Here is a 23,527-nt window from a genome sequence, read left to right on the forward strand (position 1 = left end):
GGTCACTCCTCGGGATCGTCGTCCGTGTGGCCGAGCAGTTCGCGCAGCACCCGCTCGTCCTCGGGGGACAGGGAGGTGACGAAGCTGGTGAGCACCGCCTCCCGGTCCCGTTCCCCGTCGAGGACGCGGCGCATGCGCAGCGCGGCGAGCCCCGCCTGGTCGGCGGTCGCCTCCCAGGCGAACGACCGGCCCTCCCGCTGCCTGGTGACGGCGTTCTTGGCCCGCAGCCGGGACAGGATGGTCATGACGGTGGTGTAGGCGAGCCGCCCGGGCAGGCGCTCCTGCACCCAGGCGGCGGTGACGGGTCCCGGCGCGGTCCTCAGCACCGACAGCACCTGCGCCTCGAGCTCGCCCTGTCCGCGCCTGCGTCCACCACCCGCAGGGAGCGAGCCGGCCGTTTCACGGTTGCCCAACTCCGCCTCCCTCCGGCCTCGTCCGCGGCCTCGCGGCCTCATCGTACTGACCCACGGCGAGTCGGAGCGCGTCACCGGACGGACAATTTCTACACTGCTGTAGATTTCGAGTGTTCGCAGTTCCGTCGCCCGTGTGCCGCCGCACCCGGGCACACACACGTGAGGAGAACCGGTATGGGCGTGAGCCTCGCCAAGGGCGGCAACGTGTCACTGAGCAAGGAGGCACCGGGCCTGAGCGCGGTCCTGGTCGGACTGGGCTGGGACGTCCGCACGACCACCGGCACCGACTTCGACCTCGATGCGAGCGCACTGCTCCTGGACGACTCGGGCAAGGTCGCCTCGAACGGGCACTTCGTCTTCTACAACAACCTCACCAGCCCCGACGGCTCCGTCCAGCACACCGGCGACAACCTCACCGGCGAGGGCGAGGGAGACGACGAGCAGATCAAGGTGAACCTCGCCACGGTGCCCGCCGACGTCACCAGGATCGTCTTCCCGGTGTCCATCCACGATGCCGAGGCCCGCAGCCAGAGCTTCGGCCAGGTCCGCAACGCCTTCATCCGCGTCGTCAACCAGGCGGGCGGGGCCGAGCTGGCCCGCTACGACCTCTCCGAGGACGCCTCCACCGAGACCGCCATGGTGTTCGGGGAGCTGTACCGCAGCGGCGACGAGTGGAAGTTCCGTGCCGTGGGCCAGGGTTACGCCTCGGGACTGGCCGGCATCGTCTCCGACTTCGGCGTGGCGGTCTGACGCGAAGGGCTCCCTCGTACGGCGGAACGCCGCCCCGGGGCGAACGGCAGCGCGCCGTTCGCCCCGGGGCGGCTCCTTCCGCGGCGCTGCGGCAGTCAGGCGACGAGGGTGACGCCGCCGTCCCTCGGCGGGTCGGTCTCCTGCGACGGCCCGGGGAGCGGACCGGCGGTGGCGGGCAGGGGCATCCGCCCCGCCGCCTCCTCCAGCAGCGCGTCGGCCCGTTCGATCAGGGCACCGGTCCCCGAGGCGTCGGCGAGCCCGGTGAGCGACACGGTGACCAGCAGCATGGGGATCAGCGCCAGTACGGCGTAGTACGTCAGTGCCGCGGCCCAGTCGGTGACGTCGCCGTGCCAGGCGGACACCGGCGTCCGGCGCAGGGCGGTGAGCAGATCGCCCCGCGGGGGCGGCACCCCGCCGCGGCCCAGTCGGTGACGTCGCCGTGCCAGGCGGACACCGGCGTCCGGCGCAGGGCGGTGAGCAGATCGCCCCGCGGGGGCGGCACCCCGGACGGGGTGCCGTCCGGCGCGGGCCCGCAGGCGTGGACGGCGCCCGCGTCGGCCGCTGCTGGTGGTCCTCGCGGACGGCCACGACGCCGTGGACAGCCGGGGCCACACGGACGGCCCGGGCGCCTCGGACGGAGAGAGCGACCGATGAGCGGCAGTCGACGTGGTGCTGATGGACGTCCCACGCGTCCGGTCACGGTGCATGTCGTCTCCTGTCGCGGGGGGCGCTCCGGTCCGCGTGCCCGTGCGCGACCGATCGACGCGGGGCGGTCGGCGGCCCCGGACGCCTGCCCGCGTCCCACCCGGCCATCCGTCCCGCGCGGCCGCCACCGGGCGGGTATGTCGTGGCCCCGGGTGTCCGATGCCGGTAAAAAGATATGGTTGCGGTGGCGGGGACGGCCTCTGCCTCTGGATCTGCGGCGCTGCCACGGCCCGCGAAATGAGGGTGACCGATTCGGGGTGTCGGAAGGTATGGACGCGAACCACTCTGCTTCCGGGCCTCGCCGGCGCGACGACCCGGCGGTGGGCCACGAGTTCGTCGAACTTCTCGAGGCCCTGTGGACACGGGGCCGTGAGGTGCCCTACGCCCCGGTCTCCGCGTCGCAGCTCCGCGTCCTCTACACCCTCGACCGCGACGAGGGGATCAACCTCCGCACCCTGGGCGAGCTGCTGGGATCGGCCCCTCCCTCCGTCAGCCGGCTCTGCGACCGGCTCGAGGCACTCGGCTTCGTCCGGCGCCTCCCCAGCCAGGTGAGCAGGCGCGAGCTGGAGCTCCATCTGACCAGCCGCGGCCGGACCTACCTGCAGGAGCTGCGAAGCCGCAGGGACGCGTCGCTGCTCGAAGTGATCGCCGCGATGACTCCGGCCGCGGCCAGGTCCCTCCTCCTGGGCCTGTCGGGCTTCCGGGACGCGCTCGGCGAGACGGGCTCCGCACCGGGGCTGCGCCCGGCCGACAACGCACGTTCCGCCTGACCGCCCGCCGGGCCCCGTCCGAGCGGTCCTGCGAGGGGGCGTTCTTCACGCCCGCCACACCGGATCGTCAACCGATCGGCACAAGGATCGGCGGCCGGTCGGGTAGTCGGGGGAGGGATATGGTTGCCCCCATACCCGCCTCGTGCCCGCGCGACGACGCCGCTCGCCGGAATCCCGGCCACCGGTATCCGTCCGGCGCCGGGGCGCGCGAGGCAGGGGCGCGGCACCGGGTCCGCGGCATCGGCGGAGCACGTCTGATTTGGGGTGTCACGGCATGAGCACGAGTCCGGCTCCACACTCGCGGCGGGCGACCGATGCGGCACGAGCGGCCTGCGACGTCATCGAGATGCTCGAGATCCTGTGGGAGCGGGGCAGGGACACCGCCTCGGCCGTCTCCGCCTCGCAGCTCCGGGTGCTGTACAGCCTGGAGCGCGCCGACGGGATCAATCTGCGCACGCTCGGCGACGTCCTGGGCTCGGCGCCGTCGTCGGTCAGCAGGCTGTGCGACCGGCTGGAGGCCATGGGACTCGTGGAACGCACCCCCAGCCCGGTGAGCCGCAGGGAGCTGACGATCCGCCTGACCGGTCACGGCCGGGCGTACCTCTCGGAGTTGCGCTCCCAGCGCGAGGAGGTCCTGCTGGCGGCGATCGAGGCGATGGACCCCGCGTCCCGAGCGGCGCTGCTCGAGGGTCTCCACGGATTCCGGGACGCCGTGGTGGCCGACGGTGACCGCAGCCCCGGTCCGGACGGCGCCGGGAGCGCACGCCAGGACGGCGGTTCCGCGGGGCACGCGTAGCGGCCCGCGCGACACTCCGCGCCGCGGAGGCCGTCGCGCCCCACCCGTTCAGTCCGCGGTGCCCGCACTGCCGCCGGAACCACTCCCCCGTCCGTACCAGTCGAGGCAGACCACGAGCGCGTCGTCGTCGAGGGGCTTGTCCCCGCGGTGGCCGGCGAGCTCGCGCAGCACGGCCCCGGGGACCTGGGTGGGCGGGAGCAGGCTCGTGGCGAGCAGCGTACGGGCGAGGGTCCGCAGGCCGTAGTACTCGCCCGCGGGGGACACCGCCTCGTAGACGCCGTCGCTGCCGAAGACCAGACGGTCGCCGGGGAGCACGGTGAACCGCTCCGGTACGTACACCGTCTCCTCGAACATGCCGAGCGGCAGCTGCGCGTCGAACGGGATCGGCTCCACCTCCCGGTCACGGAGCCGCCACAGCCGGGGCGACCCGGCGTCGATGACCTCGACCTCACCCGTGGCGAATGCGAAGCGCAGCAGGAGCACGGACACATACGCCCGGCCCCGGTAGTGGGCCCAGACGGCCTGGTCGGCGAGGGCGGCCTGGTCGGCGAGGCCGAGGCCCGCGCGGCGGGCGTTGCGCAGGGCGTTGACGGCGAGATTGCTGAGGAGGGCCGCCTCGATGCCGTCTCCCATGCCGTTGGTGACGGCCATGGTGAGGTGGTCGGACGACACGGACCAGTCGTAGTTGTCGCCGAAGATCGCGTAGGCCGGTTCCAGCTGGGCGCCGAGCGCGAACTCGTCGCGGGCGCAGGCGTGGCCCGGGAGCAGCTGCCACTGCATCTCGGCCGCGAGGGTCAGCCGTGCCGCACGGCGGGCCAGTACGTACAGGTCCGTGTCGCGCTCCGCGACGAGGATCTCGTGGCCGAGCGCCTCGCAGGCCAGCCGGAGGTCCGGGAGGTCGCCCTCGGTGAAGGCGTCCGCGGCCATCCGCACGGTCAGCACACCGAGCCGGTCACCGCGCACGGTGACGGGCAGGTGCACGGCGATCCGGCCGCCGCCGTCCTCGGTGACGTACGGCTCCTGGGAGCCGAATACGCGGCCCTCGGGGGTGCCGTGGATCGGCACCGGTTCCGACGGGCCGGTTCCGGGGGCCACGGCCTGCAGAGAGCGCAGTCCGTAGTCGGCCAGCCGGAGCTCCACCCCGGCGGTGCCGTACCGCTCGTCGAGAGCGGCGCCCACCACGTCGAGCAGGGTGTGGGGAGCGGCACCGCGCAGGGCCTGCTCGAGGGCAGCGAACTTGTCCACGTCATCCGATTCTCGTCGTGCCGGGAGTACAAGCCCAGCATGCCGTCAGTGTGCACGCATCCAGGGACTTCCGAGGCCACGGACGCCGGGCACGAACACGTGATTCTACGAACCGAAAGCAACATTTGTCACGCGACAATGATGTACGGGCGGCAACTCAGCCCGGGGAGGTGTGCGAGCGGCGACACGGGGCACACGTGCTCCGGTCAGCACGGGTGTGCGACCCACACCGCGCGGCGCCCGCCACGGACGCGCCGGCCGAACGAACCATCCGAAAGCGGAGGCATGTCCCCCATGGAACAGAACCTGGACGTCGAGGTCGAGATCCACGACCCCGGCACGGCGTTGGTGACGATCCGCGGCGAACTGGACGTCGACACGGCGACGCTCCTCCACCACCACCTGGCGAACCAGGCCCTCCACGGCCGCCGTCACCTCGTGCTGGACCTGTCCGCCGTGGGCTTCATGGACTCCTCCGGACTGAACGTGCTGATACGGGCCACCCGCGAGATCCGGGCGACGGGCGGCGATCTGCACCTGGCCGCACCCGCACCGCCCGTCGCCAAGCTGTTCGACCTCACGGGCCTGAGCCTGACGACGGCGGTCCACGAGGACGTCGAGGCGGCGCTCACCGCCGTGGCGCGGGCGGGGGCACGGCCGTGACGCACCCGGATCCCTGACGAACGCGGGGCCGGGAGGGCTCCGCGGTACGACCCTCCGACGACTGCCTCGCGCCGGGACGGGACGCCCGGCGCGAGGCAGTCGCGGGAGCCGCGAGATCACCGACGGCCCTCGGGCCTTCGGGCCGAGCCGGCGGTGAGGGCACGCGGCGAGCGGGTGGGCAGCGGACCCCCGACGGCGGGCCCGCGTACGCCGGCCTCGCGGCGGGCCTGCTCCGGATGGCGGCTGCGCCAGTAGGGGTTGTCGTGCGGGAGCCCGCCGCTGACCCGTCCGTACATGCCGAAGGTGACGATCAGCAGGCCCATCACGAAGCTGAAGACGACATTGGACATGCCGAAGTCGAGGATGTTGGCGGGACGGCCGAGCAGGAACAGGTGCACGAAACCGCTGAGCAGGAACGACGTGCCCACGATCATGTTGAGCGTGCTCGCGGCGTTCCCGCCCACGACGGCGCCGCCCAGCAGCAGCAGACCCACGCAGAGGGAGATCAGACTGAGCAGGCCGTTGCTGGACAGTCCGGCCACCCGCGCGCCGTCGGTCTCGAAGAACCCGAGCCCGTCGGCGAGACCGAGGCAGCCGAAGACCAGCAGGACCGCACCGCAGAGGGCCGCGCCCACACGGTAGACGGTGGCGAGAGCGTGGTCGACGGGAAGTTCGTCCCTGAGCCTCACTGTGCCCTCCTTCCCGGCCGGGGCGGTTTCCGTTCCACCCGGCCGGATTCGCGTTCCGCTCCGTCACGGTCCGGCCTTCCTCCGCTCCCGGACCGGTCCTTCCGACTGCAGGCTGCGCCACCGCGGAGCGGCGGGCGAGTCGCATCGGTGCTGCATCGTTCATCGCGGGCATCCGGGAACGCGCCCCACGCACCTCTCCCTCCCGGCCCCGCGGCGTTCACGGTGACCGGCGGCGGAGAACCCCGTCCGCCGTCTATAGGCTGAGCGCGTGGCGAGTACGAACGAGACGGGGCCGGCGGACGCCGCCACCACCTCCACCGGGGACGGCGCGGCCGTGGGGGCCGCGGGCCGCGACCTGCGGGCGTTCGCGGTGCAACTGCGCCGTATGAACGGCGAGATGAACCGGCTGATCCACGGGTTCGCGGCCACCCAGGGACTGCACGCCACCGACATCCAGGCGCTCGCGGCGATCCTGGACTCCGACACCCCCCTGACCCCCGGGCGCCTGCGGGAGCATCTCGGCCTGACGTCGGGCGCCGTGACGGCCTGCCTCGACCGGCTGGAACGGGCCGGCCACATCCGCAGGTCCCGCGACAGCACGGACCGCCGGGTCGTCCATCTGCACTACGCGGCACATGGCAGGGCCGCGGCCCGGGCGCACTTCCAGCCGCTCGCCGAGGCGACGGCGCGCGCCCAGGAGGGCTTCAGCGGCGCCGAACTGGGCGTCGTCCTGCGCTTCCTGAACGCGATGAACGAGGAACTGGACCGGCTCTCCGGCCGCGGCTGACCGTTCCTCATCGCTGAGCAGGAGTGGTTGCGCCCACTCACCCGACTCCGAAGACCGGCAGTCGAAGCCCCTTGCGGCGACTCCGCGCGAGCCCATCGGGCCACGGGGCATCCGGCGGCGGCCCGTCCGCCGAAGAGGAACCGGCACACGCCGCACCGTCACGACCGGCCCTCCCTGCGGACGGCTCCGGGCGTCCCCTCCGCGCAGCGGACCCGGCGCATGCCAAACTGTTTCAATCATTGAGATAGTCGATGAGTGAAACACTTCGTCCGGGTGAGGTACCGGATGAAGCAACCGCACACAACCGGGAGTGCCATGTCCCCCTCCTCGCGACCGGCCCGCAGGCTGGTACCGCTCCTCCTGCTGGCCGTCTGGCTCGCCTGCGGAGCCGCCCTCGGCCCGTACGCCGGGAGGCTCGGCGAGGTCGCCACCAACGACCAGGCGGCCTTCCTGCCCCGCAGCGCCGAGTCCACGCGGGCCGTCGACGCCCGGGAGGCGTTCCGGCAGGACGAAAGCCTCCCGGCCGTCGTCGTCTGGACCGCCGAGGGCGACGGCGTCGCGGACCCGGCGGTGCGGCGCTCGGCGACCGAGGCGCTCGCCTCGCTCGAGGGAACCCCGGGGACCGCGGGCGCCGCCTCCCCCGCCCTGCCCGCCGAGGACGGCCGGGCGCTCCAGGGCGTCGTCCAGTTGCGGCCCGACCTGGGCGACCGGCTCCCCGACGTCCTGGCGGCGGTGCGCGAGGCGGCGGACCGGGTGCCCGGCACGACGGTCCACATCGCCGGGCCGGCCGCCACGCAGGCCGATCTGTCCGACGCGTTCGCGGGGATCGACGGACTGCTGCTCGGCGTCGCCCTCGCCACCGTGCTGCTGATCCTGCTGCTCGTGTACCGCAGCCTGCTGCTGCCGCTGGTGGTGATCGCCGGCGCGGTCCTCGCCCTGGGCCTGGCCTGCGCCGTCGTCTACGCGCTCGCCGACCGGGACGTGGTGCGGGTCGACGGCCAGGTGCAGGGCATCCTCTCGATCCTGGTCATCGGCGCCGCCACCGACTACGCACTCCTGCTGACGGCCCGCTACCGCGAGGAGCTGGCCGGGGACGCGGACCGGTTCGCAGCCATGCGGGCGGCGCTGCGGCGCTCCGCCGGCCCCGTCGTGGCGAGTGCGGCCACCGTCGCCCTCGGGCTCCTCGCGCTGCTCTTCAGCGATCTGACCAACAACCGGGCCCTCGGGCCGGTCGGTGCCATCGGGATCGTCTGCGCCGTGCTCAGCGCCCTCACCTTCCTGCCGGCCGTACTGGTCCTGCTCGGGCGGGCCGCGTACTGGCCCGCGCGACCCAAGCAGCCGGCCGGCGAAGGCTCTTCGGCCCGGGGCGTCTGGACGCGCGTGGCCGCTCTGGTGGACCGCGCCCCGCGCAAGGTCTGGGCGGCCACACTGGCCGGACTGCTGGCGTGCGCCGCGTTCGCCCCGGGGCTCGTCTCGAAAGGGGTGCCCCTGGACGAGATCTTCGTGAACGACGCGCCGTCCGTCACCGCGCAGGCCGTTCTCGGCGAGCACTTCCCCGGCGGCTCGGGCAACCCGGCCGTCGTCATCGCCGACGCAGGCCGGGTCGGGGACGTGACGGCCGCCGCCGCGGCGACGGACGGTGTGGACTCGGCGGCTCCCGCGACCGCCTCCGGGCGCCCCGGCGCGGGAGAGCCGCTGGTGGCGGACGGGAAGGTCCGCATCGACGTCACCCTCAAGGACGCCGCCGACAGCGACGCGGCCAAGGACACGGTGGTACGGCTGCGCGACGCGGTGCACGCCGTGCCCGGCGCGGACGCCCTCGTCGGCGGATACACGGCGCAGCAGTACGACACCCAGCGGACCGCCGAACGCGACCGCCTGCTCATCGTGCCCGTGGTCCTCGTGGTCATCCTGGCCATCCTGGTCGCACTGCTCCGGTCCGTGCTGGTGCCGGTGCTGCTCGTCGCGACCGTCGCCCTCAACTTCCTCGCGACACTGGGCGTCTCGGCGCTGGTGTTCCGGGGCGCGTTCGGCTTCTCGGGCACCGACGCCTCGGTGCCGCTGTACGGATTCGTGTTCCTGGTGGCCCTCGGCGTGGACTACAACATCTTCCTGATGTCCCGCGTCCGCGAGGAGTCCCTGCTGCACGGGACGCGCGAGGGCGTCCTGCGCGGTCTCACCGCGACCGGCGGGGTCATCACCTCCGCGGGCGTGGTGCTCGCCGCGACCTTCGCCGCGCTCGCCGTGATCCCGCTGGCGTTCCTGGTCCAGATCGCGTTCATCGTCGCCTTCGGGGTCCTGCTCGACACCCTCGTCGTCCGGTCCCTGCTCGTCCCGGCCCTCGTCAGGGACATCGGCCGCACGGCCTGGTGGCCCGGGCGGCTGAGCCGCGAGCAGGTGCGCGAGAAGCCGCCCCGGGTGCCGGCTGACATCGCCTGAGCCCCGCCCGGGACCGAGCGCCCCGGTCCCGGGCGGGGAACCGTTCCGTGACCCTGCCTGTGATCGCCCTCTCCCCGGGTAGCCGCGCCCGCGTGTCACGCTCGTGGCGGCCGCGGGCGCCCGTGAGGAATGACCTGACGGCGCCCGGTCCGCTCCTGGCGGCGCCGCCCGAGCGCGAACGGACGATCCTCACCCTGCGGTTCGTCCATGACATGAGCCGGTCCCGGATCGGCGCCGAGCCGGGGATCTCCCAGACGCACGTGTCCCGATTGCTGCGGCGCGCGCCGTCCCGGCTGTGCACGGAGCCGACGCGGGACTGAGCGGACCGGCCGCTCCGGGCCCGCACCGGCGACCCCCGGTGTGCGGGCCAGGTGCTTCGGGGCCCCGCCGTCCCGCGCCTCGGGCGCCGCGCCGGAGCCCCGGTGCGCGGCCGCGCCCGCACCCGCCGTCCCGGACCGCGGGCCCCGCCCGGCCGGGCGACCGCCCCGGCTACGGAACCGCCGCGCGCGCCCCGGGACCGGAGACCGCCGGCACCGGCCCGTCCGCGCGGGGCACGGGCACGTCGTGCGCGAGGGCGTCCCGGGGCTGGAGCAGCGCGTCGGAGACGTCGAGCAGGGAGAGTCCGTCCCTCGCGCCGGCGGCCTGGAGCATCGACAGCGCTTCGGCGACGGGACAGTCCTCGCGAGCCGCGAGATACCCGGCCGCCCGGTGGATGCGCTCCCAGCGGGCCGCCCGGGTGTCGGTGGTCCAGACCGGGCAGTCGCACTCGTCGCTGCCGTGCACGGGACGCCAGCGCAGCAGCGCGTCGAGCGCGAGGCCCGCCGCGTGCTGCCCCTCGGCGATATGAGCGTCCGTCACTTCGGCGCGGACGGTGTAGTACAGGCAGATCACGCCGACCGGCGCACGCTGGACGTGCAGCGGGAGCGCCAGCATCTGGCGGACGTCGGCGAGCCCCTCGTGGAGCGGCGATCCCGCGCGGCACGGCTCGCCGCGCACGTCCCGGACGTGGACCGGCCGCATGCGCAGGGCTGCGCTGACGGACGGCCCACCGCCCAGGGTGAACTGCGTCGCCTCGCCGCGAAGGGCCGGTTCGTCGGTGGCGTGGAGCAGCCTCCAGTGCTCCACGCGGGGCAGGAGCGACAGGGCCGCCCGCTGGGCGCCCAGCGCCTGGGCGAAGGCGGCGCACAACCGCTGCGGCAGGGTTCGGCGGCCGACTGCCGCGGCGACCGAGACGTCATGGACGATCGACGGTGGTTCCTCCAGCATGTTCAATTCCCTTCAGCCGTGGCTGCCGTGAGGCGGCAGCCCCGCGGGCGCGTCCCGGACGCGTGTTCCGGACGTCCCGGGGATGCCCGTTCGTCTACCACGCTCCCGAATGCCTCATGTGCCATCCGCCCGTTCCGTCCCGCACCGGGCGCATTCCGGCGTTCCGGACGGGAGCCGAACGACTCGCGTCCGTAGCCGCCCAGCGGGCGGACGGCGCAGCACGCCCTGGGCCGTTCGGGTCATGCCGGACCGGCCGCGGCGATTACCGTCCGCCGTCACGGGTAGCCGGTTGATCACGTTCAGTGGCCGCACTGTTCCGGCGCGGGCCGGCAGAACGACCACGGCAAGGAGCGCGCCATGAAGAGCCGATTGGAAGCATTGCTGGACCAGGTACGGGAACGGGGCCGCTACGTCAGGCGGCAGGAGGCGGCCAGGGCCGTCGAGAGCGTCCTGGACGTCCTGGGTGCCCATCTCGTGGGCGACGACCGCAGCGATCTCGCCCGGCTGCTGCCCCACCAGTGCGGCCCGCTGCTGACGGGCGGCCCGCCCTCCAGCGAACCCCTCACCCCGCGCGGCTTCGTCGCAGCGGTCGCGGCCCGCGACCACGGCGACTTCGGCGAGGCACGGCGCGCCGTCACGGCCGTGCTCGGCATCGTCGCCGAGGTGGCGGACGACGCCCTGCTGCGCCGCATTCTGACCCAACTCCCCCCGGGCCACGCGGGGTTGTTCGGCCGTACGGAGCCGGTATGAGCGGGGCGGAAGCGACGGGCGGGTCCTGGTCGGACGGGGTTCGCGAAACCCGACTGCCCGATCGGCGAGCGACGGGGAATGCGCTCCGGCATCCCGGGTATGCGGACCGGGCACGGGGGTTGGAGACACGGACGACAGGGGTGGATGGCATGGCAGCCGTGACCGCAGTGACAACCGCGGCACCGGAGAAGACGTCGGCGGCCGGGGCGATCGGCATCACGCACATCGCGGACCCGTCCAAGGTGGCTCCCCAGGACGCACGCGACCTCTCCCGTCAGTTCTTCGCCCGGCTGGCACAGCTCGAGGAGGGCACGCACGAGTACCAGTACGTGCGCAACACCCTCATCGAGATGAACCTGTCGCTGGTCAGGTACGCGGCGGGTCGCTTCCGCAGCCGGGGCGCGGACGAGATGGAGGACATCGTCCAGGTCGGCACGATCGGTCTGATCAAGGCCATCGACCGGTTCGACCTGTCCCGCGAGGTGGAGTTCACCACCTTCGCCGTGCCCTGCATCGTCGGTGAGATCAAGCGCTTCTTCCGGGACACCAGCTGGGCCGTGCACGTCCCCCGGCGGCTCCAGGAGGCCCGCGTCGAGCTGGCCAAGGCCACCGAGGAGCTGCGGAGCCGGCTCGGCCGGACCCCCACGGTGAGGGAGCTCTCCGAGCTGATGTCGCTCCCGGAGGAGGACGTCATCGAGGCCCGCAAGGCCTCCAACGCCTACAACTCCGCCTCCCTGGACGCCGCCCTCACGGGCGACAACACGCAGGACAGCGAGGCGGCCCTGGCCGACTTCATCGGCGAGGAGGAGGCGGCGCTCGAGCTCATCGAGGACTTCCACTCCCTAGCCCCCCTGATCGCCGAGCTTGAGGAGCGCGACCGCCGGATCCTGCACCTCCGCTTCGTGGAGGAGCTGACACAGGCCCAGATCGGCGAACAGCTGGGCATCTCCCAGATGCATGTCTCACGGCTGCTCACCCGCATCATCAAGCGGCTCCGTGCAGGTCTGCTGGAGACCGGCACCGGCTGAGCCGGCGGACGCGCACAGCAGACACACGCACGATCGGCGGTGGCCCCCGGCCCGGCAAGGGCGAGGGGGCCACCGCCGTTCGGCGTGCCGTCGGGCCGTCGGCCCGGGACGGGACGTGCGGGTGCCCGCGGGCGGCCCGTCCGGGCCGGCGACCGGGGAGACACCACCGCGCGTGCAACACCGAGCGGCCGGATCCGCCCGGACGGCGGCCTCGTGACTACCGGAGCTGCGCGGTGACGGGCATACTCCGCACCATGGACGCGAGCAGCGAAGACCGGCCCCGCGGCGACGTCGGGTTCCGGCAGGACGGAGAGGGTCCGGTGGGCGTCCAGTACGCGGCCGGAGGTGCCTGGGTGATCGCCGCCAGAGGCGATCTGGACCTGACCAGCCTTCCGCCGCTGGACGCCGCGCTGACCGCCGCGTCCGCGGAGCACTCCCAGGTGATCCTGGACGTCTCCGGCGTCACCTTCGGCGACTCGGCCTTCCTGAACCTGATGCTGCGGGTCCATCAGAACGCGGACCTGCGCGTCGCGAGGCCGCAGCCCCAGCTGCGGCGGCTTCTGGAGATCACGGGGGCCGACCAGGTCCTGGACGTCAGGGACGACCTGGACGCCGTGCCCCGTCCCTGATGGGGCGCCGGCCGCTCCGGAGCGGCCGGAGCGCTGCGGGCCGTCGGCGCACCGCGCCGGTCGCGGCGCGGCGGACGGTCCGGCGCGCACGCCGTCAGGGGCACACGCGGTCAGGGCAGGACACGCGCACCGTGATGCGCTTGCCGACCGGCTCGCGCTCGACGGTGAGTCCCTCGCACAGTGCCAGGACGATCTCCAGTCCGTGCTGGCCGACGCGCCCCGGGTCCGCGGCCCGCGCGAGGGGAAGCGTCGTGCTGCTGTCCCACACGGTGACCTCGATGCCCGACGGGATCCTCTCCAGGTCCATCGCGCACGGCCCGTGGGCGTACTTGCACGCGTTGGTCACCAGTTCCGACACGATCAGCTGGACGGCCCCCACCGTCTCCGATGCGGCTTCAAAGCCGTGCCTGTCCACCAGGAACCGCGTGGCGAAGCCGCGGGCCTCGGCGATGCTCCCCGGGCCGCCGTCGTACACGGCGCCCGCCCACGCGTCGCCGGCCCATGCCGCGGCAGCCCCGCGGCCCGTCCCGATCACACTCGAACTCATCTGCTGGTCGTCCTGTTCGTGCCTGCCGTCCCTGGGTCGGCGCTCTCCTACCCCGAATCCGCGCGACGGCACCTCCCGGCGGACGGAAAACGAAACCGGCGGCGAACGCGGGGGGCGCGTCCGGCCGGTCGGTTCCCGGCCGTGTGACGCCGGCGTGCCCGGAACGGCAGGACCGACCGGCACGGCAGGTGCACGGGCGCTCCTTCGCGGCACGGTGCGCACGGCTGCGCACCTCGTTCGGCTGACGTTCACCAGCCCCCCTCGTCGGATGCCCGGTTCGCCCGGGGAACGCTCGGCGCCCCGCACCCTTCGCGCCGCGCCGCCCTCCGAGGCCCGGGCCGAGGGGTCCCAGCCGGGATCCAGGCCCCGCGCCCCCGCCCGGGACCGCGCGCCACGTGGAGGCGACGTGCTTCAGGAGCGGGGCAGCCGCACGACGGTGACGAAGAAGTCGTCGATCTTCCTGATCGCGGCGATGAACTGCTCCAGGTCGACCGGCTTGGTGACGTAGGCGCTGGCGTGGAGCCGGTAGCTGCGCAGGATGTCCTCCTCCGCCGCGGACGTCGTCAGCACCACCACGGGGATGTGGGTGAGCTCCGAGTCGGCCTTGATGCGCTCGAGCACCTGCCGTCCGTCGTACTTGGGCAGATTGAGGTCGAGGAGGATCAGGTCGGGGCGCGGGGCGTCCTGGTGGGCTCCCCTCCGGTAGAGGAAGTCCAGCGCCTCCTCGCCGTCGCGCACCACGTGAAGCGTGTTGCCGATCTTGTTGTCCTCGAACGCCTCGCGGGTCATCAGTTCGTCGCCCGGGTCGTCCTCGACGAGCAGGACCTCGATCGGCTTGGTGGCGCTCATACGTTATCTCCAGTGGTGAGGGGCGCGTGGCCGTCACGGGCCGGGTCCGCTGCGGGGTGCTGCGGTGCCGCGCCCGTGGACTCCGTCTCCGCGGGAGGTTTCTCTGCGGGGACGGCCGGCAGGGTGAAGTGGATCCGCGCCCCCTCGGACTGGTCGGTGTCGATCCAGATCCGGCCGCCGTGGTGCTCCACGATCTTCTTGCAGAGGGCCAGGCCTATGCCCGTACCGGTGTAGGCGTCCCGGCCGTGGAGCCGCTGGAAGATCACGAAGACCTTTTCCGCGAACTCCTCCGGGATGCCGATGCCGTTGTCGTCGACACGGTAGTGCCAGGCCGGGACCTCGCCGTCGTTCTCCGCCTCGACGGTGACGCGGACGAGCGGCGGGAGGCCGGGGGTCCGGAACTTCACCGCGTTGCCGATCAGGTTCTGCCACAGCATCGTCAGCAGCGTCGGATCGCCGGTCGTGGAGTGGAGGTCGTCCGGGCGCTCGACGACGGCACCCGCCTCCTCCACGGCCGTGCCGAGGTTGGCCAGCGCCCCTTCCAGCGCGGAGTCCATTCCGACGGTCTCGCTGACGTCGTTGAGCCGCCCCACCCGGGAGTAGGCCAGCAGATCGTTGATCAGGACCTGCATGCGCTTGGCGCCGTCGACGGCGAAGTCGATGTACTGCTTGGCCCGGTCGTCGAGCTGGTCCCCGTACCGCTTCTCGAGGAGCTGGCAGAACGAGGCCACCTTCCGGAGCGGCTCCTGCAGGTCGTGCGAGGCGACGTAGGCGAACTGCTCCAGCTCGGCGTTGGAGCGGCGCAGTTCCACCGTCTGTTCGTCGAGGACGGCCGTGCGCTGGGCGAGCAGTTCCTCACGCTGCTGCGAGGCCCTCAGGGCGTCGAGGACGCGGACGCGCATCGCCTCGACGGCGACGGCGAGGTGCCGGGTCTCCGCCGGCCCGCCGGGCTCGATGCTGTGCTCGAAGTCGCCGTCGGCGACCCGCTGGGCCGCCGTGCGCAGCCCGTCCAGCGGCCGTCCGACGGCCCGGTGGAGCACGACCACCAGCACCGCGACGAACGCGACGAACGCCGCCAGCATCCCGGCGAGGACCCAGTTGTGGCCGGTGCGGGTACGGTGCATCTCCGCCCTGGCGGTGGTCCGTTCCGCGGTCAGGGTCTCGTTCAGCTCGTCGAACCGCTCACGGAGCCGGTCGAAGGCGACCTTGCTCCGCTGGAGTTCCGTCGTAGCGGACGCGGGCAGAGTGCCCTGGCGGGCCCGTTCCACGAGCGGCCCGGCGTGGCCGGTCCGCCAGGCCTCGGCCGCCTCCTCCGTCGCCGACACGACGGAGAGCAGGGCGGGGTCGCCGGCGAGCGCCTCGCGCAGGGCCCGCTCGGCGGACTCCTCGTCCCTCTGCCCCTGGGTGTAGGGCTCCAGCCAGCGGGTGTCCCGGCTGAGGACGAAGCCGCGCACCCCGGTCTCCTGGTCGATGAGCGCCTTCTGCATCCGGTACGCGTCCACCCGGGCCGGCTGGATGCGGTCGACGAGGTCGTCGGACTCGGCGGCCGTCCGGGAGAGCAACTGCGCCCCCACCACGGCGAAGCCCGTCACCACGACGAGGATGGCGGCCAGGACGATCCCCAGCCACATCGGGACGGTGAGCGCGGTGCGCCGGTCCCGAGCGGGTGGTGCGCCGGTGGGCGTCAGCGGTTCTTCGCGACTGGTCACTTCTGCTGGTTCCATTCGAGGTGGAGGAGGGCGACGTCGTCGCTGTGGCCGCCGTGGTCGGCCGAGAGGGCGCGCGTCTCCGCGATCACCGCGGTGACGAACTCCTCGGCGGGCCGGCCGGCGTAGCGGTCGGCGAGCGCGAGCAGGCCGTCCTCACCGAGCCGCCCCCCGTCGGAGCTGACACGCCCCTCGAAGAGTCCGTCGGTGAACAGGGCCAGGCCCCCCGCGGCGGGCAGGTCCAGATGGTCCTCCCGCCAGTGGCAGCGGCCGTCGGGGAGCAGGCCGAGCGCCGGCCCGACGGCGGTCTCCACGAGCCGCACTCCCCCCGGTCGCCGCAGCAGCAGCGGCGGGTGACCGGCGCGGACGACCTTGGCCTTCGTGAGGCCCGGGGGCAGTTCCACGGTCGTGACCGTGGCGAAGATCTCGGCGCCGGTCCGCTCGGCCACCAGGACCTTCTGCATGAGTTCGCACACACCGGTGCCGGTGACACCGGCGAGGGTGAAGGAGCGCCAGGCGACTCTGAGGCACACGCCGAGCGCGGCCTCGTCGGGGCCGTGTCCGGAGACATCGCCGATGACGGCGTGGACCGTGCCGTCCGGGGTCTCCACGACGTCGTAGAAGTCACCGCTGAGCAGACCGAGGGACCTGCTCGGTTCGTACCGGGACACGACCTGCACCCCGGCGCCGTGCAGGAGCGGCGAGGGCAGCAGTCCCCGTTCGAGCCGGGCGTTCTCCTGGGCGCGCATACGGCTGGCCTCCAGGGCCATCGCCGCCTGCTCGATCTGGCGGCGCTGCACCGCGTATCTGACCGATCGCGCCAGCACGGTGGGCTCGAAGACGCCCTTGATCAGGTAGTCCTGGGCGCCCGCCGCGACGGCGGAGAGACCCACGCCCTCCTCGGCCAGCCCGGTCAGCACGACCACCGCGGCGCGGGGCGCCTCGGCCAGCACCTGGCCGACGACGTCCAGTCCCTGGGCGTCGGGCAGGTGCAGATCGAGCAGCACGCACTGGGCGGGAGGGCCGTGCTCGCCACTCAGCTCCCTCCGCGCCTCGGCCATGGAGCGGGCGCGGGTGAGCCGGACGGCGAGACCGCTGTCGCGGAGGGTCTCCTCCACGAGGAGCGCGTCGCCGTCGTCGTCCTCGACGAGCAGGATCGTGAGGAAGGAGTCGCCGTCGGCCGCGAGGCCGGCCGGTGACACGCGGGCCAGAGGCACCTGCGGGACCGACGCCCTCGGCCCCGGCACCTCCTGGCCTTGCCCTCCGACAGGGCTCCTCACAGCCGACCTCCCCATACCCTCGGCCGCACGCGAGCCGTGGGGCGCAAGCAGAATACTTGCCGCTCGCGAATAATTGCACTCGCGCGGCTCCTGCTCGACCGTACCGCCCCGATCAGGTCAAACGGCACGTGGATCTTGCTCGATCGCCCTCGCACGGCGACGGTGGCGGGCGGCACCCCGGGCCGTGCGGCCCGGAGTGAACCGCGGCCGCGCGGAGGCTCCGCACCGGTCGTGGCCTGCGGTCCGGCGGCGGGCCGCACCCGGATTCACCCCGGGACGAACGGACGCGGGGATTCCGGAATCGTGGCGGAGGTCACGCCTCGCGGGCGATCCGCGCCTCGGCTCCGCGCGGTTCATGCCCGGGAACGGAGTGGGTCTTGTCTCATCGCCGGCCGGCGGCTCGCGCCGCTCGCCGGCGGCGGCGCCACGCGGCGGCACCTCCCCCCGCGGCCACCGCGAGCACGGCGGCGGCGATCCGGAGTGCGGCACGGCCGGTGCGGGCCCGGTCCCCGCGAACGGGCCCGCCGGCCTCCGGCGCGGGAGGCCGTCCGTCCCCCGGCGCCCGAAGCCCCCCTTCGCCCGTCTCGCGTGCGAGGCGGGCCCACACCCCCGGCGGCGGCGGCCCGACCAGGTCCGAAGGTGTCGCCGAGCGGACGGCCCGGACGAGGCGGCGCAGCGAGTCGAGTTCCCCGCGACAGCCAGCGCACGTCCGCAGGTGCTTCCGCACCCGCGGAGCCGCCTCTTCGAGCACGCCGCCCGCCAGGGCGAGCTCGGCCAGGTCCACCGGATCCAGATGCCCCGTCACCGGTCACCGGCTACCGGTCGCCGTGCGCGCGGGCCGCGGGGCGGACGTACGGCGACCGGTGCGCGCTCCCCGCACTCGCCGCCATGCGGGCCCCCGCTGCGGGTTCCACGGCGTCCCGGCATGGGACGTCCTGCGATATCGACGCGTCCTGTCATCTCGGATGTCCTGTCGTCTCGGCTCGGGGCGGGCCCCCGGAGGACCCCACACCCCGTTCCCGCGGAGGACGGCGTCCGGATGCGGACGGTCAGGCCGGGCGGACGAGCGCGCCGGACGGACGAGCGCGCCGGACGGACCGGACGATGCCCGGAGGCGCCGCCCTCGAACAATTGCGACGCAGAAACGTTGCAAGTTGTGGGGCTCCGGCGCGGTGACGAGTCTGACGGTGCTGCGGCGCACGGAAGCGCCCAGGCACGGCAGGCCCGGTCCCCGCGAACGGGCCCGTGCCCGGAACCAGCGCCGGGCCTGACGGCCCGGCACGAGGAGCCGAGATCATGGTCCTTGTCGGATCCGCAAGGCCCCACCGCCTTTCCGCGGTTCCCGGGCCGGGTGCCTCCCGCCCGGCACCGGGAGCCGACGTACCCCACCCGTCGCCCGGAACCGCCGTCCCCGGCCGGGCGCCCGTGGCCCGCGGCCCCCGTCCGGCCCCCGGAACCGGCAGCGGAACCGCCCCGGGCGGCCCCCGCGACGACGCCGCGCTGGCGGCCGGGTTCGTCGCCGGCGAGGAGGGGTCGCTCGAGGTCGTCTACCGCCGCTGGGGCTCCCTCGTGTACACCCTCGCCCGGCGGACCCTGGGGGACGAGCGCGAGGCGGAGGACGTGACGCAGCAGGTCTTCCTCGCGGCCTGGCGCGGACGCCACGGCTACCGGCCGGGACGGGGCGGACTCGCGGGCTGGCTGGTCGGCATCACCCGCCACAAGGTCGCGGACGCCCTCGCCGCCCGCAGCCGGCGCGCCGAACTCGTCGCCGCCGCCGGTGCGTTCCTCGCTCCCGCGCCCGGGCCCGCCACCGGTGCCGGTCCCGAGCAGGTGGTCGACCGGGTGCTCGTGCTGCGCGCCCTGCAGGATCTGCCCTCCGCCCAGCAGCACGTCGTACGGCTCGCGTTCTACGCCGACCTCACCCAGACCCAGATCGCCGAGCGGACCGGACTCCCCCTCGGCACGGTCAAGAGCCACATGCGCCGCGCACTGCTGACTCTTCGCCGCTCGCTCGCGACGACGGCGTGAGGCGTGCTCGCGTCCCGCGGTGCGCGACACGCACCCGGTGACTGCATCCGCCGGCGGCCCTTTCGCGGAAGCATCGACGGCATGGCCTTCCCACCCGGGAGGGCCGCCGCCGTGCCGTCACCACCGCGGGAGGACCACCGTGCACGACGTGGACGTCGTCATCGTCGGTGCGGGTGCGGCGGGTCTGTCCCTGGCCCACCGGATCACCGCACCGCAGGCGGGAGCCGGTCCGCGGCTGTCCGTCGCGCTGGTCGACGCCCCGGCCGGGCCGCTGCGCCCGCCACCGCGCACCTGGTGCTTCTGGGAGGAGGCCGGCGGCGAGTACGACGACGTCCTCGCGGCGAGCTGGGACCGCCTGCGGGTCACCGCCCCGGACGGTACGGCGGTGACCGTCCGGCCCGCGCCGCTGCGTTACAAGATGATCCGCTCCACGCACTTCGAGGAGCGCACCGGCACCCTGCTCTCCCGGTCCGGCTGCCTGCGGTACGAGGCCGTCGTCCACCGGGTACGGGATCTGCCCGGCGGCGGCGCCGAGGTCCGCGGACGGGACGGCACCGGCGCGGAGTTCCGGCTCCGGGCCCGCTGGGCGTTCGACTCGCGGCCGCCGCGGCCGGGTGCCGCCCGAACGACGCTGCTCCAGCACTTCCGCGGCTGGTTCGTCCGCACCGCCCGCCCGCGGTTCGACGACGGCGTCGCCGACCTCATGGACTTCCGCACACCTCAGCCCGGCCGGGGCCTGGCGTTCGGCTACGTGCTGCCGCTCGGCCCGCGGGAGGCCCTGGTGGAGTACACGGAGTTCTCCCCGGCCGTCCTCGGCACCGCCGCGTACGAACGGGCCCTGCGCCACTACGCCGAGGACGTGCTGGGCCTCGGCCCGTTCCGCGTCACCGCCGCCGAGCAGGGCGTGATCCCCATGACCGACGCGCGCCTCCCCCGCAGGGCGGGCAGGTCCGTGTTCCCCATCGGCGCGGCGGGCGGCGCGACCCGGCCCTCGACCGGCTACACCTTCGCCGCGGCGCAGCGCCACACCCGGGCCGTCGCGGACGCGCTGGCCCGAGGCCGCACCCCGCTGGTCCCCGCGCCGCACTCCCCGCGCTCCCGGTTCATGGACGCGGTGCTGCTGCGCGCCCTGGACACCGGGCGGGTGGACGGCGCGGCGTTCTTCACCGGGCTCTTCCGCGAGGTGCCGGCGCACCGCCTGCTGCGCTTCCTCGACGGCGGCACCCGCTGGTGGGAGGACGTCCTGATCGGGTTGCGCACCCCCGTACGGCCGATGCTCAGGACCGTGCTCGAACTGCCCGTGCTCCCCCGCCGCGCCCACGCGCCCGGCGGGTCCGCGGGGCCCGCGGGGTCCCCCGGGCCCCGACAGCCCGACCACTAGGCCCGTTGCCGTTGCCCGTTCCCCGTCCCCTTCCGCCGTCCGAGGAGTTGCCGATGTCCCTGCTGCACGACGCCGACCTGTCGGCGGCGTTCGACCACGCCGCCCGCTCCTACGACCGTATGGTCGCGGCCAATCCCGGCTACCACCGCCAGCTCCGGCGCTCCGCCCGGCGGCTCGGACTGCCGGGCGGGGGCGTGGGGATGCGGGTGCTGGACCTGGGCTGCGGGACGGGGGCGTCGACCGCGGCGCTGCTCTCGGCCGCCCCGTACGCGGAGATCACTGCGGTGGACGCGTCGGAGGGGATGCTGACCCGGGCCCGGCGCAAGTCGTGGCCCCGGAGCGTCTCGTTCGTGCACGCCGCAGCCGAGGGGCTGGGCGGGGCCGGAGTGACGGGGCCCTTCGACGCCGTCCTCGCGGCCTATCTGTTCCGCAACGTCTCCGACCCGGACGAGGTACTCGCCCGGGTGCGCGGTCTCCTGGCACCGGGCGGGCGCCTCGCCGTCCACGAGTACACGCTCAGCGGACGGCCGGCGCACCGCGCGCTGTGGACGGCCGTGTGCCGGGGGCTGGTGCTGCCCGTCGCCCGGTGCTCGGGGGACGGTTCGCTGTACGAGCATCTGTGGCGCAGCGTCGTCCGGTTCGACACGGCGGACGCGTTCGCGGCGCGGATGGAGCGGGCGGGGTTCGCGCGGGTACGGATCCTTCCGATGCCCGGGTGGCACACGGGCATCACGCACACGTTCGTGGCGCGGGTGCCTGCCGCGGAGGGCGAGGGCGCGTGAACGGCGGGAGCAGACACACTGGCGCAGGGCCGGGGCGTGCGGACGGCGGCGCGGACGGCCGGGCCCACGCGGGCGCCGACGGCGCCGACGGGACGGGCGAGGACGCCGTCGCCCGCGGCCGGGACCGGCACTCGCGCGTACTGCCCGCCCGGCCCGGCCGGGCACGGGTGGACGGATCCGCTCCGCACGCCGGGATCGTGGGCGGCGGCATCGCCGGTCTCGCGGCTGCCACGGCCCTGGCGGAGCGCGGTGTCGCCGTCACGCTCTACGAACGCGACTACGGGCTCGGCGGCAGGCTCGCCGGCTGGCCCGTCGAACTGGCCGACGGTTCCGTCGCCACGATGAGCCGGGGCTTCCACGCCTTCTTCCGGCAGTACTACAACCTGCGCGCGCTGTTGCGCCGGACGGACCCGGGACTGCACTCGCTCACCCCGCTGCCCGACTATCCGCTGCGGCACAGCGGCGGCATGCTCGACAGCTTCGCGCGCGTGCCGCGCACTCCCCCGCTCAGTGCGCTGGGCTTCGTCGCGCAGAGCCCGTCATTCGGCTGGCGCGGCCTCCTGCGGATGGACCCCGGCGCCGCGCTGCCGCTGCTGGACGTGCGCGTGCCCCGGATCTACGAGTCGCTCGACACCGTGAGCGCGGCGGACTTCCTCGCCCGGATCCGCTTCCCCGAGGCCGCGCAGCACCTCGCGTTCGAGGTCTTCTCGCGCAGCTTCTTCGCCGATCCGCGGGAGCTGTCGGCGGCGGAACTGGCGCTGATGTTCCACATCTACTTCCTCGGCTCCAGTGAGGGGCTGCTGTTCGACGTCCCCCGGGAGCCCTTCCCGCAGGCGTTGTGGGAACCACTGGCGGAGTATCTGCACCGCCGCGGAGCCACGATCCGTACGGCGACGCCGGTCGACTCGGTCGAACCCGCGCGCGACGGACGGCTCACGGTCACCGCGGCGGGCGGCACGACCACGCACGACGCGGTGGTGCTCGCGCCGGACACGGCGGGCCTGCGGCAGGTGGTCGCGGCGTCGCCCGGGCTGGGCAGCGCGCAGTGGCGGGCGGGCGTCGCGGCGCTGCGCACCGCGCCCCCCTTCCTGGTGTCCCGGTTCTGGCTGGACCGGCCCGTGGCCGCGGACCGGCCCGGATTCCTCGGTACGAGCGGCTACGGCGACCTGGACAACATCAGCGTCCTCGACCGCTGGGAGGGGGAGGCGCACCGGTGGGCGCTGCGGACGGGCGGCTCCGTGGTGGAGTTGCACGCCTACGCGGCACGCACCGACACGGGCCGGGCGGCCGTACGGGACCGGCTGCTGGAGCAGCTGCACCGCGTCTACCCGGAGACCCGCGGCGCCGGGGTGGTCGACGAACGGCACGAATGGCGCGACGACTGCCCGCTGTTCGCCGTCGGCGGCCATGGGGCGCGGCCGACCGTCCGCACCCCCGACCCGGCCCTGATGGTGGCCGGGGACCTGGTCCGCACGAACCTGCCGGTCGCCCTCATGGAACGCGCGGCCACGAGCGGCTTCCAGGCGGCCAACGCCCTGCTCGCCCGCTGGGGCGTGCGCGGCCACCCGCTGCGCACGGTCCCCGCCAGGGGCCGCTCGGCGCTGCTGCGGGCCCTGGTGAGGCTGGGGGCCCGGTGAGGACGCCGGAACTCGCACGGGGGACGACCGGGGAGTGCCGAGGAACCGCCTTCGTACCGGCGTCACTGACCGAAGGGCGCGGCCACCGACCGGCCGTCACGGTCACGGTCATCGTCTCGCCGTCACGGTCGCCGTCACCGTCACCGTCACCGTCGCCGTCACCGTCACCGTCACCGTCGCCGTCACCGTCACCGTCGCCGTCACCGTCGCCGTCGCCGTCGCCGTCGCCGTCGCCGTCACAGGCTGACCGGCACCGCTCTGCCACCGGTCCCGGTGCCGGTACCGGCACCGGCACCGGCACCGGCACCGGCGGGCTTTCACCGGCGGACGGGTAGGGCACCGGCCGACCGTCAACGTCGCCCCCGCCCTCGCCCACGGGGCGACGCG

The 23,527-nt window shown here is 74.1% G+C and carries 24 protein-coding genes; 15 read left to right on the plus strand and 9 right to left on the minus strand.

The window, feature by feature from the left end:
- Positions 1-2: 2 nt before the first annotated feature.
- Positions 3-413, minus strand: coding sequence for a BlaI/MecI/CopY family transcriptional regulator (locus tag FEF34_RS07245; protein ID WP_138052391.1), 411 nt, complete (start codon positions 411-413; stop codon positions 3-5).
- Between the two features lie 174 nt (positions 414-587).
- Here FEF34_RS07245 and FEF34_RS07250 point away from each other — a divergent pair, with 174 nt between their 5' ends.
- Complete coding sequence (locus FEF34_RS07250; protein WP_138052392.1) at positions 588-1,163, plus strand: TerD family protein; 576 nt, start codon at positions 588-590, stop codon at positions 1,161-1,163.
- Between the two features lie 95 nt (positions 1,164-1,258).
- On the opposite strand, the gene FEF34_RS44175 is transcribed toward FEF34_RS07250, so the two are convergent.
- Positions 1,259-1,573 carry a YhjD/YihY/BrkB family envelope integrity protein gene (locus tag FEF34_RS44175; protein ID WP_407698262.1) on the minus strand — a complete coding sequence of 105 codons (315 nt, stop codon included), beginning with the start codon at positions 1,571-1,573 and terminating at the stop codon, positions 1,259-1,261.
- Between the two features lie 564 nt (positions 1,574-2,137).
- On the opposite strand from FEF34_RS44175, the gene FEF34_RS07260 reads away from it, so the two are divergent.
- Together FEF34_RS07260 and FEF34_RS07265 are read left to right on the plus strand one after the other, a co-directional pair.
- Complete coding sequence (locus tag FEF34_RS07260) at positions 2,138-2,638, plus strand: MarR family transcriptional regulator (protein WP_171052860.1); 501 nt, start codon at positions 2,138-2,140, stop codon at positions 2,636-2,638.
- 274 nt (positions 2,639-2,912) lie between these two features.
- Positions 2,913-3,434, plus strand: coding sequence for a MarR family winged helix-turn-helix transcriptional regulator (locus FEF34_RS07265; RefSeq protein ID WP_138052393.1), 522 nt, complete (start codon positions 2,913-2,915; stop codon positions 3,432-3,434).
- A 48-nt stretch (positions 3,435-3,482) separates the two neighbouring features.
- Here the strand turns inward: FEF34_RS07265 and FEF34_RS07270 are convergent, their stop codons facing one another.
- Complete coding sequence (locus FEF34_RS07270) at positions 3,483-4,679, minus strand: PP2C family protein-serine/threonine phosphatase (RefSeq protein ID WP_138052394.1); 1,197 nt, start codon at positions 4,677-4,679, stop codon at positions 3,483-3,485.
- Positions 4,680-4,964: 285 nt separating this feature from the next.
- Here FEF34_RS07270 and FEF34_RS07275 point away from each other — a divergent pair, with 285 nt between their 5' ends.
- A complete protein-coding gene (locus FEF34_RS07275; protein ID WP_138052395.1) occupies positions 4,965-5,342 on the plus strand; it encodes an STAS domain-containing protein in 378 nt (125 codons plus the stop codon).
- 116 nt (positions 5,343-5,458) lie between these two features.
- Here FEF34_RS07275 and FEF34_RS07280 read toward each other — a convergent pair whose 3' ends face one another.
- Positions 5,459-6,031, minus strand: a complete 573-nt coding sequence (locus tag FEF34_RS07280) for a DUF4383 domain-containing protein (protein ID WP_138052396.1) — start codon at positions 6,029-6,031, stop codon at positions 5,459-5,461.
- A gap of 334 nt (positions 6,032-6,365) precedes the next feature.
- On the opposite strand from FEF34_RS07280, the gene FEF34_RS07285 reads away from it, so the two are divergent.
- From FEF34_RS07285 to FEF34_RS42670, 3 genes are all read left to right on the plus strand, one after another.
- Positions 6,366-6,818 (plus strand): MarR family winged helix-turn-helix transcriptional regulator, encoded by a 453-nt coding sequence (locus tag FEF34_RS07285; RefSeq protein WP_234043063.1) that lies wholly within the window; start codon positions 6,366-6,368, stop codon positions 6,816-6,818.
- Positions 6,819-7,133: 315 nt separating this feature from the next.
- Positions 7,134-9,257, plus strand: coding sequence for an MMPL family transporter (locus FEF34_RS07290; protein ID WP_138052398.1), 2,124 nt, complete (start codon positions 7,134-7,136; stop codon positions 9,255-9,257).
- A gap of 122 nt (positions 9,258-9,379) precedes the next feature.
- Positions 9,380-9,577 (plus strand): sigma factor-like helix-turn-helix DNA-binding protein, encoded by a 198-nt coding sequence (locus FEF34_RS42670; protein ID WP_325063624.1) that lies wholly within the window; start codon positions 9,380-9,382, stop codon positions 9,575-9,577.
- Positions 9,578-9,746: 169 nt separating this feature from the next.
- Here the strand turns inward: FEF34_RS42670 and FEF34_RS07300 are convergent, their stop codons facing one another.
- Complete coding sequence (locus tag FEF34_RS07300; RefSeq protein WP_138052400.1) at positions 9,747-10,523, minus strand: GAF domain-containing protein; 777 nt, start codon at positions 10,521-10,523, stop codon at positions 9,747-9,749.
- A gap of 357 nt (positions 10,524-10,880) precedes the next feature.
- Between FEF34_RS07300 and FEF34_RS07305 the strand changes: the two genes are divergently transcribed.
- The 3 genes from FEF34_RS07305 to FEF34_RS07315 all read left to right on the plus strand — a co-directional run bounded on the left by FEF34_RS07305 (position 10,881) and on the right by FEF34_RS07315 (position 12,930).
- The gene (locus FEF34_RS07305) at positions 10,881-11,273 is read left to right on the plus strand and encodes a DUF2267 domain-containing protein (RefSeq protein WP_138052401.1); all 393 of its coding nucleotides are present in this window, start codon (positions 10,881-10,883) and stop codon (positions 11,271-11,273) included.
- A gap of 149 nt (positions 11,274-11,422) precedes the next feature.
- Complete coding sequence (locus FEF34_RS07310) at positions 11,423-12,301, plus strand: RNA polymerase sigma factor SigF (RefSeq protein ID WP_234042311.1); 879 nt, start codon at positions 11,423-11,425, stop codon at positions 12,299-12,301.
- A gap of 254 nt (positions 12,302-12,555) precedes the next feature.
- The gene (locus FEF34_RS07315) at positions 12,556-12,930 is read left to right on the plus strand and encodes an STAS domain-containing protein (RefSeq protein ID WP_138052402.1); all 375 of its coding nucleotides are present in this window, start codon (positions 12,556-12,558) and stop codon (positions 12,928-12,930) included.
- Positions 12,931-13,024: 94 nt separating this feature from the next.
- Here the strand turns inward: FEF34_RS07315 and FEF34_RS07320 are convergent, their stop codons facing one another.
- From FEF34_RS07320 to FEF34_RS07335, 4 genes are all read right to left on the minus strand, one after another.
- Positions 13,025-13,477 carry an ATP-binding protein gene (locus FEF34_RS07320; RefSeq protein ID WP_234042312.1) on the minus strand — a complete coding sequence of 151 codons (453 nt, stop codon included), beginning with the start codon at positions 13,475-13,477 and terminating at the stop codon, positions 13,025-13,027.
- Between the two features lie 411 nt (positions 13,478-13,888).
- Positions 13,889-14,326 (minus strand): response regulator, encoded by a 438-nt coding sequence (locus tag FEF34_RS07325; RefSeq protein ID WP_138052403.1) that lies wholly within the window; start codon positions 14,324-14,326, stop codon positions 13,889-13,891.
- On the minus strand, positions 14,323-16,035 hold the full coding sequence (locus FEF34_RS07330; RefSeq protein ID WP_138052404.1) for a sensor histidine kinase: 1,713 nt from the start codon (positions 16,033-16,035) through the stop codon (positions 14,323-14,325). Before FEF34_RS07330 ends, FEF34_RS07325 begins: the two co-directional genes overlap by 4 nt.
- Positions 16,032-17,327 (minus strand): PP2C family protein-serine/threonine phosphatase, encoded by a 1,296-nt coding sequence (locus FEF34_RS07335; RefSeq protein ID WP_407698263.1) that lies wholly within the window; start codon positions 17,325-17,327, stop codon positions 16,032-16,034. Before FEF34_RS07335 ends, FEF34_RS07330 begins: the two co-directional genes overlap by 4 nt.
- Positions 17,328-18,608: 1,281 nt before the next feature.
- Here FEF34_RS07335 and FEF34_RS07340 point away from each other — a divergent pair.
- The 5 genes from FEF34_RS07340 to FEF34_RS41090 all read left to right on the plus strand — a co-directional run bounded on the left by FEF34_RS07340 (position 18,609) and on the right by FEF34_RS41090 (position 23,387).
- Complete coding sequence (locus FEF34_RS07340; RefSeq protein ID WP_234042314.1) at positions 18,609-19,340, plus strand: RNA polymerase sigma factor; 732 nt, start codon at positions 18,609-18,611, stop codon at positions 19,338-19,340.
- A gap of 139 nt (positions 19,341-19,479) precedes the next feature.
- Positions 19,480-20,721, plus strand: coding sequence for a lycopene cyclase family protein (locus FEF34_RS07345; protein WP_138052405.1), 1,242 nt, complete (start codon positions 19,480-19,482; stop codon positions 20,719-20,721).
- A 53-nt stretch (positions 20,722-20,774) separates the two neighbouring features.
- Positions 20,775-21,503 carry a class I SAM-dependent methyltransferase gene (locus tag FEF34_RS07350; RefSeq protein WP_138052406.1) on the plus strand — a complete coding sequence of 243 codons (729 nt, stop codon included), beginning with the start codon at positions 20,775-20,777 and terminating at the stop codon, positions 21,501-21,503.
- A complete protein-coding gene (locus FEF34_RS07355; protein ID WP_138052407.1) occupies positions 21,500-23,140 on the plus strand; it encodes an FAD-dependent oxidoreductase in 1,641 nt (546 codons plus the stop codon). The genes FEF34_RS07350 and FEF34_RS07355 overlap by 4 nt, the downstream gene beginning before the upstream one ends.
- Before the next feature lie 34 nt (positions 23,141-23,174).
- On the plus strand, positions 23,175-23,387 hold the full coding sequence (locus FEF34_RS41090; protein WP_171052861.1) for a hypothetical protein: 213 nt from the start codon (positions 23,175-23,177) through the stop codon (positions 23,385-23,387).
- Positions 23,388-23,527: the final 140 nt, after the last annotated feature.

Origin of the sequence: Streptomyces marianii, from assembly GCF_005795905.1 — a bacterium.
Taxonomy (GTDB): Bacteria; Actinomycetota; Actinomycetes; order Streptomycetales; family Streptomycetaceae; genus Streptomyces; species Streptomyces marianii.